The sequence below is a fragment of the Dickeya zeae NCPPB 2538 genome (assembly GCF_000406165.1).
In the GTDB taxonomy this organism is placed as follows: Bacteria; Pseudomonadota; Gammaproteobacteria; order Enterobacterales; family Enterobacteriaceae; genus Dickeya; species Dickeya zeae.
In genome coordinates this window covers 4,542,354-4,548,353 of the sequence record NZ_CM001977.1, presented here as the reverse complement: position 1 = coordinate 4,548,353, position 6,000 = coordinate 4,542,354, and the positions used below count along the sequence as shown (strand labels likewise).

At 52.9% G+C, this 6,000-nt stretch carries 8 protein-coding genes; 5 read left to right on the top strand and 3 right to left on the bottom strand.

What is annotated here, in order from left to right; translation table 11 throughout:
* Window positions 1–239, bottom strand: a 239-nt coding sequence (locus tag DZE2538_RS21330) for a hypothetical protein (RefSeq protein WP_038917070.1), incomplete at its 3' end; no start/stop codon positions are given.
* A gap of 166 nt (window positions 240–405) precedes the next feature.
* On the opposite strand from DZE2538_RS21330, the gene rpmH reads away from it, so the two are divergent.
* From rpmH to mnmE, 5 genes are all read left to right on the top strand, one after another.
* The gene (gene rpmH / locus DZE2538_RS20590) at window positions 406–546 is read left to right on the top strand and encodes a 50S ribosomal protein L34 (RefSeq protein ID WP_000831330.1); all 141 of its coding nucleotides are present in this window, start codon (window positions 406–408) and stop codon (window positions 544–546) included.
* An 18-nt stretch (window positions 547–564) separates the two neighbouring features.
* A complete protein-coding gene (gene rnpA, locus DZE2538_RS19970) occupies window positions 565–924 on the top strand; it encodes a ribonuclease P protein component (protein ID WP_012886808.1) in 360 nt (119 codons plus the stop codon).
* On the top strand, window positions 888–1,145 hold the full coding sequence (gene yidD / locus DZE2538_RS20585; RefSeq protein ID WP_012886807.1) for a membrane protein insertion efficiency factor YidD: 258 nt from the start codon (window positions 888–890) through the stop codon (window positions 1,143–1,145). The genes rnpA and yidD overlap by 37 nt, the downstream gene beginning before the upstream one ends.
* A gap of 2 nt (window positions 1,146–1,147) precedes the next feature.
* Window positions 1,148–2,779, top strand: a complete 1,632-nt coding sequence (yidC, locus tag DZE2538_RS19965; RefSeq protein ID WP_038917069.1) for a membrane protein insertase YidC — start codon at window positions 1,148–1,150, stop codon at window positions 2,777–2,779.
* A gap of 115 nt (window positions 2,780–2,894) precedes the next feature.
* A complete protein-coding gene (mnmE, locus tag DZE2538_RS19960) occupies window positions 2,895–4,259 on the top strand; it encodes a tRNA uridine-5-carboxymethylaminomethyl(34) synthesis GTPase MnmE (RefSeq protein ID WP_023641151.1) in 1,365 nt (454 codons plus the stop codon).
* Window positions 4,260–4,291: 32 nt separating this feature from the next.
* Here mnmE and DZE2538_RS19955 read toward each other — a convergent pair whose 3' ends face one another.
* Window positions 4,292–5,611, bottom strand: coding sequence for a type II toxin-antitoxin system HipA family toxin (locus DZE2538_RS19955; protein ID WP_038917068.1), 1,320 nt, complete (start codon window positions 5,609–5,611; stop codon window positions 4,292–4,294).
* Complete coding sequence (locus DZE2538_RS19950; RefSeq protein ID WP_038915205.1) at window positions 5,611–5,880, bottom strand: helix-turn-helix domain-containing protein; 270 nt, start codon at window positions 5,878–5,880, stop codon at window positions 5,611–5,613. The genes DZE2538_RS19955 and DZE2538_RS19950 overlap by 1 nt, the downstream gene beginning before the upstream one ends.
* Window positions 5,881–6,000 lie beyond the last annotated feature (120 nt).

The window sequence follows — 6,000 nt, the reverse complement described above, 5'->3', positions numbered from 1 at the left end:
TTATTCTGGGATACCCGTAAGGTTACCCACAACCCGCCCTGGATCCCTTGCGGATAGTAAGCATAGACGTAATCGACACGATCAGCGGTGACGCGGATCATGATCCCGTAGACAGGATCGCTGAGGGATCCTTGCGCTTTATCGCAGAGTCCGTATAATTCGCGGCCTGCGCGTAGCGCCTGTTTTCTGTGCTGAGCAGTCCATTTTTTGTGCTGTTCAAACAGAAAATCCGGGACCACCGGGAAGTTTCAGGCGGGTAAAACGCGGATGTTAATTGACTCGGGGCTGTACAATTATTACAATCCCGCCTCTTTATTATGCGATAGAGGCGTCGGTCACTTTTCACGCCGAGTAGCCAAACGCGTTTACTGTGAAGTCTTAAATCAAGTTTAGGTAGAAATCGCCATGAAACGCACTTTCCAACCGTCCGTATTGAAGCGTAACCGTAGCCACGGTTTCCGTGCTCGTATGGCCACTAAAAATGGTCGTCAGGTTCTGGCCCGCCGTCGTGCGAAAGGCCGTGCTCGTCTGACTGTTTCCAAGTAATAAAAGCTAACCCTTCGAGTGGTTACGCTCGCTTTTCCTAGGGAGTTACGTCTGTTAACTCCCAGCCATTTCTCTTTCGTCTTCCAGCAGCCTCAACGGGCCGGCACGCCGCAGATTACCATCCTCGGACGCCCGAATACGCTGGGACACCCTCGTATTGGTCTCACTGTCGCAAAAAAGCACGTCAGACGGGCTCACGAACGTAATCGTATCAAGCGCCTGACACGTGAAAGTTTTCGTTTGCGTCAACACGAGCTGCCCGCGATGGATTTTGTCGTCATCGCTAAAAAAGGGGTGTCTGAACTGGATAACCGTACGCTAACGGAAGCGTTGGAAAAATTATGGCGCCGTCACTGTCGTTTGGCTCACGCCTGCTGATCGGCCTGATACGCGGGTATCAACGCTTTATCAGTCCGCTACTTGGACCGCACTGCCGCTTTCAGCCGTCGTGCTCCCAATATGGCATTGAAGCAATACGCCGGTTCGGCATGATAAAAGGCTGTTGGTTGACGCTCAAACGCGTATTAAAATGCCACCCTTTGAACCCTGGTGGTGATGATCCCGTACCGCCAAAACCCGACAATAACAGAGAACACTAACGATGGATTCGCAACGCAATCTTCTTGTCATCGCTCTGCTATTCGTGACGTTCATGATCTGGCAGCAGTGGGAAACGGACAAAAATCCACCCGCGGCCACCCAGACCACGCAACAGGCGAATGGCGCTGTAGGCGATGCAGCCAACCAGGGCGTACCAGCCAGCGGTCAGGGTAAACTGATCACGGTGAAAACCGACGTGTTGTCGCTGAACATCAACACACGCGGCGGCGACATTGAAGAAGCCGACCTGCTGGCTTACCCGGCAGAACTGGGCTCCAACCAGCCGTTCAAACTGCTGGAAAGCACCCCGGCCTTCACCTATCAGGCACAAAGTGGCCTGACCGGTAAAAACGGCCCGGACAACCCGGCTAACGGTTCACGTCCGCTGTATACCGCCTCGGCGGATCGCTTTGAACTGGCCGCAGGCCAGAACGAACTGCGTATTCCGTTGACCTATACCGATGCTAACGGCGTCAGCTTCACCAAAACCTTCGTGTTAAAGCGTGGTGAGTACGCGCTGAACGTGGAATACAGTGTCAACAACACCAGTGCCCAGCCGCTGGAACTGACGCTGTTCGGCCAGTTGAAGCAATCTATCGATTTGCCGTCACACCGTGACACCGGCAGCAATAACTTTGCCCTGCACACCTACCGTGGCGCAGCGTTCTCTTCCAGCGACGATAAATATCGCAAATACAGCTTTAGCGATATGAAAGAGAACCTGAACATCAACACACAGGGTGGCTGGGTTGCGATGCTGCAGCAGTATTTCGCTACCGCCTGGGTGCCAAACACCGCCGCGAGCAATACGTTTTACAGCGCCAACCTTGGCAATGGCTTGGCCGCTATCGGCTTTAAGTCTCCTTCGGTTGTCGTACAGCCGGGTAGCCAGCAGAACCTGAACGCCACCCTGTGGGTCGGCCCGGAAATTCAGGACAAAATGGCCGCTGTCGCACCGCATTTGGACCTGACCGTAGATTACGGCTGGCTGTGGTTCATCTCCCAACCGCTGTTTAAGCTGCTGAAATTCCTGCACGGCTTTATCGGCAACTGGGGCTTCTCCATCATTGCTATCACGTTTATCGTGCGCGGCATCATGTACCCGCTGACCAAAGCGCAGTACACCTCGATGGCGAAAATGCGCATGCTGCAACCGAAATTGCAGGCGATGCGTGAGCGTATCGGTGACGATAAACAGCGCATGAGTCAGGAAATGATGGCGCTGTACAAGGCAGAGAAAGTGAACCCGCTGGGTGGTTGCTTCCCGCTGGTCATCCAGATGCCTATCTTCCTGGCGTTGTACTACATGCTGATGGGCTCGGTGGAACTGCGTCACGCGCCGTTCGCACTGTGGATTCATGACCTCTCGGCGCAGGACCCGTACTACGTGCTGCCGATCCTGATGGGTCTGACCATGTTCTTCATTCAGAAGATGTCGCCGACCACGGTCACCGATCCGATGCAGCAGAAGATCATGACCTACATGCCGGTTATCTTCACCGTATTCTTCCTGTGGTTCCCGTCAGGTCTGGTGCTGTACTATATCGTCAGCAACCTGGTGACCATCGCCCAGCAGCAGCTGATTTACCGCGGGCTGGAAAAACGCGGGCTGCACAGCCGCGAGAAAAAGTAACCGGTTGATTGTCCAATCAATCTCATTATAAGGCGGTCACTGACCGCCTTATTTTTTTACAGTAAGACAACCCCAAACCGTGCCTGAAAACAGGCAAAAAGGCAGAGAGAACACCATGAGCCATACCGACACCATCGTTGCCCAAGCCACCCCGCCGGGACGCGGCGGCGTAGGTATTCTGCGCATCTCCGGCCGCCAGGCCTCAGCGGTAGCACAAGCCATACTGGGTAAGCTGCCTAAACCGCGTTACGCCGATTACCTGCCTTTCCATGACGTCGATGGTAGCGTGCTCGATCAAGGCATTGCCCTGTGGTTCCCCGGCCCGAACTCCTTTACAGGTGAAGACGTGTTAGAACTACAAGGTCACGGCGGCCCGGTGATCCTCGACCTGTTGCTCAAACGCGTTGTGGCGCTGCCGGGTGTGCGCATCGCCCGCCCTGGCGAATTTTCCGAACGGGCATTTTTAAACGACAAACTCGATCTGGCGCAGGCCGAAGCGATTGCCGATCTGATCGACGCCAGTTCTGAGCAGGCGGCACGTTCCGCCGTCAACTCGCTACAGGGTGTCTTTTCCTCCCGCGTTCATCAACTGGTGGAAGCACTCACTCACCTTCGAATCTATGTGGAAGCAGCGATCGATTTCCCCGATGAGGAGATCGATTTTCTCTCCGACGGCAAAATCGAAGCTATGCTCAATGCAGTGATAGGCGATCTGGAAGGTGTGCGTGGCGAAGCGCGGCAAGGCAGCCTGCTGCGCGAAGGGATGAAAGTGGTGATTGCCGGTCGACCGAATGCAGGTAAATCCAGCCTGCTGAATGCGCTGGCCGGGCGCGATGCCGCTATCGTCACCGATATCGCCGGTACCACGCGCGATGTGCTGCGTGAGCATATTCATATCGACGGTATGCCGCTGCATATCATTGACACCGCTGGGCTGCGCGAAGCCAGCGACGAAGTAGAACGTATCGGTATTGAACGGGCGTGGCAGGAAATCGAACAGGCCGACCGGGTACTGTTTATGGTCGATGGCACCACCACCGACGCGGTAGAACCAGCGGCTATCTGGCCAGAATTTATGGCAAGACTACCAAGCCGATTGCCGATCACCGTCGTGCGTAACAAAGCGGATGTCACCGGTGAACCGCTGGGTATTGCAGAGGTAAATACTTACTCACTTATCCGCCTTTCCGCCCGAACGGGTGACGGTGTAGACCTGCTGCGTGACCACCTCAAACAAAGCATGGGATTTACCAGCAACACCGAAGGGGGCTTTCTGGCCCGCCGTCGTCACTTGCAGGCGCTGGAACAAGCAGCGCAGCATCTACAGCAAGGCCACGAACAACTGGTCGGTGCCTACGCCGGTGAACTGCTGGCCGAGGAACTGCGACTGGCACAGCAGGCGTTAAGTGAAATCACCGGTGAATTCACCTCCGACGATCTGCTGGGGCGGATTTTTTCCAGTTTTTGTATTGGGAAGTGAAGCCCACATGCAAAGAGGCACCTATGGGGTGCCTATTCCCACCCGGTCATTAATCGCCCCGCTCTTGCCTGCATGCCTTCGAGAATTGCATCGCGAATAGATGCAGGAAAACTCGCAGGTAGTTGGTTCCTAATTTTCATCACAATCGTATCCATCGACTGTGCAAATTCCGTCAGAATGCTCTCCATTGATTCTCTGGCAAACCCAACTGCCTGCGCCGTTTGGAAAAAGTGACGTGGAAAGATCTGCTCAATCGCGTATTTCTTGCCTTTTGAGCTAGCCAGCCCCATCGCCAGTTTTGCCTCTCTGCGATCAATTCCCCGCCCCCCCATCGCCGGGTACATAGAGAGAATGTCATAGAAAGGCGTGAGGCGATATCGTCCCTCAGGCTCAATAAACAAGGAAAAATTCTTCGCATGACCATCTGTTGCTGCCAATAGCCAGAACAGCACCTGAACCTTCATAAAACTATAGCGATCCCTTTGTGGGTCAACAGCGCCTAATAGATACGACATAATGGCGGAAATACCGGGCCCACCATGATTTTCATATTTCAGCGCGGAAGGCACGTTGAATACCTGACAAAAATCCTCCTGTGGCAATCGCATAACCCAACTGCCATCCGAGGCATATTTACGATCAAAACGTTCTACCGCCAGCGCTTTTATCTTGCCAGCGTTGAGCATAAAACAGTGTGGCACCGGTAGCCCAAACTCCCTGGCAATCAGCAGGCACAGATACTCATTTTCAACGCTGTCAGACATATCAATGGAGTAAGAGTGACTCTCGATTTTACCAATCGGTAGCTTGATGATGTGGGTAGTGGGTGTGGTATTGAAGGGCAGGCACCAGTGACTATCCCGATAAAGCAGAGCCGTCTTTTCCTGTGCGCCAGCAATAGAGATACGAAAATCATCTTCTGTATCAATCATCCCCAGCGGCGCATCAACCAGATATCCCGACAGTATGTTTTCAAGCTGCTGCTCAGATAATGTTTTGTATTCAATCTGTTTTATATTGTTAGTTGGTGTACTCGCCGGTATCAATTGCAACGCCCCAACACTGTCTCGCCCCACTTTAGCCAGCAGATCAAACGGCTGGGTGGAGTCAGCGTGATGCCTGGCAACAATTCGTCTTCTGATGTCCGGATTATCCGGCAACAAATTGTCGAAGAAGTTATAAACTTCATCACCTTGATAGGGCTGATGACGTAGTGGCATAGAGAGCGAGATGGGACGACTTCCGGACAGCCCAAGCCAGTTCACATCATAGGAAAAATGATGTGCCCCACTACCTGTTTTGGTCAATATCCCCACCCGATAACCGTTCATGTAGACATCGAGCGCAGCCATTACCATTCTTCCTTCCAGGACGATTCTGCAACAGAGGCCTCGTTATTGGCGGCGTCCATATTCCTGGGGGTAACCGTAAGTTCTAAATTTAATGCCGACAGGATTTTAAAGAAGGTTTCCAGTTTGGTGGAATCAGGATGTTGTTCGAAGCTGGATACCGTATCCTGGCGAATACCCACTTTACTGGCCACTTTCCCTTGTGAAAGCTTCTGCATGATACGAACATCTTTCAGATAGCTGCTAAGCTGTTTGCTGTTGGTGACCTTCATCATTTTATCCTACCGGTTATAGGCGGTAAGATAAATATTACACGCTAGAGCAGGTAAAACAAGAGTTACACGCTAGAGCAGGTAAAACTATGATTACCTGTCATAGCGTGTCATGAGAAT

What these genes read in the sequence shown, in the direction of transcription:
- rpmH (WP_000831330.1), top strand. Translation starts at nt 406, where the DNA reads ATGAAACGCACTTTCCAACCGTCCGTATTGAAGCGTAACCGTAGCCAC.
- yidD (WP_012886807.1), top strand. Translation starts at nt 888, where the DNA reads ATGGCGCCGTCACTGTCGTTTGGCTCACGCCTGCTGATCGGCCTGATA.
- yidC (WP_038917069.1), top strand. Translation starts at nt 1,148, where the DNA reads ATGGATTCGCAACGCAATCTTCTTGTCATCGCTCTGCTATTCGTGACG.
- mnmE (WP_023641151.1), top strand. Translation starts at nt 2,895, where the DNA reads ATGAGCCATACCGACACCATCGTTGCCCAAGCCACCCCGCCGGGACGC.
- DZE2538_RS19955 (WP_038917068.1), bottom strand. Translation starts at nt 5,611, where the DNA reads ATGGCTGCGCTCGATGTCTACATGAACGGTTATCGGGTGGGGATATTG.
- DZE2538_RS19950 (WP_038915205.1), bottom strand. Translation starts at nt 5,880, where the DNA reads ATGAAGGTCACCAACAGCAAACAGCTTAGCAGCTATCTGAAAGATGTT.